Raw genomic sequence first — 1,394 nt, forward strand, 5'->3', positions numbered from 1 at the left:
GATGAACTCGGGGCGATTCACTTAGACAATGCAACAAGACTATCAATCAACTTACCATCAGTATCAAAAGCTCTTGCTTCATATGCAGATAATTTTTTCTTAACTACTATTTTGATATCCATAATTATCTTTGACACTACTTATCCATCGTAGGGTATATTTTTATCAATTTTTGAGTTTATCTAAAAGAGCATTAATTGCATTTTTACGCCAACAGCTCAAATACTCACTTATAAAATGCTCAAGCTCATCGTCGGTATAAAGCCTAGAGCAACGGTCTGATATCGCTAGCTGGTTTTTTATTTCGTGCATATCAAAATCGTAAAAGATTACTTCTGCCCATTCATAATCACCAAGATCACATTCTAGCTCTTGCTGTACATCATCAGCAGAGCAATGCCCTCTATAATCCGCTACCTGCTCATCCTCAAAATATGTGTCGCACATAGTCTCTATCAAACTATATGCACTACTGTCATCATTAAATGTGACTGTACCTTCAATAATTAGCTTTAATAAATCACGTAATGAGTTGAACTTAACTTCCATATTGCTTACCTGTGAACATGCCTTTTTATCAAATTAAAAAGGTAAGCTATTACGGCTTACCAATAAAAATAAGCTTTAACTACGTTGCTCATCGCCTTTACCCGCAACACCTTTCATTAACATGTCGAACACTAAACTCGCTATGCCTTTAGACACTAAATCGCTTGATAGTGCTTTCATGGCCATTACGTTGTGAGTATCCATGCTTTCAATAATCGCGTTTTGAATTGCTTCTGGGAATTGGCCAAGCATGGCTTGCTCTTTGGTATTGTGCTTAACCTGATCCATTGCGGTTTCGTTTTCGGCTACTTTACCCATTATTGCATTAGCGTAATTAATCATATCGTTTTCAGATAGGCCATCTTCAGCAAACAGGTCGTTCATGCGCTCAATTATTTCGTTTAAAAGCTCAGTTTTAGGATCCTTTGGTACTGCGCCCGAGCCTTCTTTGCTTGGTGGTAAGTAGCTTTTAGGCTCTTCGCCTACTTTGTGGCCTAGTTGTAAATCAGCTTCGCGTTGTTCATGCAGCCGATAATGCGTCATAACTACATCAGTTAGGTCAACGTCGTCTTCTATTACATCCATGCGTAATAGTGGGTGTAAGTTTTTAGCAAACACACTGAGTTTTTCTAGGTCAGTGTCGTTAAAGTCAACAATTTGAGAGCTAAACTCGTAGTAACGATAAAACGAGATTAAATCTTTTCTAAACACATCTAAAATATCTCTGGCTTCTTTAGCGTGCTTAACACTGTTTTCACTGTACTTAATCGCTTTGTCGTTGTTGTCATCTTTTGCTTTAGCCAGCTCTTTTTGGGCAGATTGCAGTACCGTGGTGGCTTCTTTGT

Annotated in this window: 1 protein-coding gene and 1 pseudogene; both read right to left on the reverse strand. The window is 38.2% G+C overall.

Annotation, left to right across the window (positions count from 1 at the left end; all coding sequences use genetic code 11):
• Positions 1 to 165: 165 nt before the first annotated feature.
• Positions 166 to 549 (reverse strand): hypothetical protein, encoded by a 384-nt coding sequence (locus CWC30_RS17285; protein ID WP_138627717.1) that lies wholly within the window; start codon positions 547 to 549, stop codon positions 166 to 168.
• Between the two features lie 75 nt (positions 550 to 624).
• Positions 625 to 1,394: pseudogene (locus CWC30_RS17290) on the reverse strand (type I restriction endonuclease subunit R); the annotation flags it as partial.

The sequence above is a fragment of the Pseudoalteromonas sp. S4741 genome (genome assembly GCF_005886135.1).
In the GTDB taxonomy this organism is placed as follows: domain Bacteria; phylum Pseudomonadota; class Gammaproteobacteria; order Enterobacterales; family Alteromonadaceae; genus Pseudoalteromonas; species Pseudoalteromonas tetraodonis.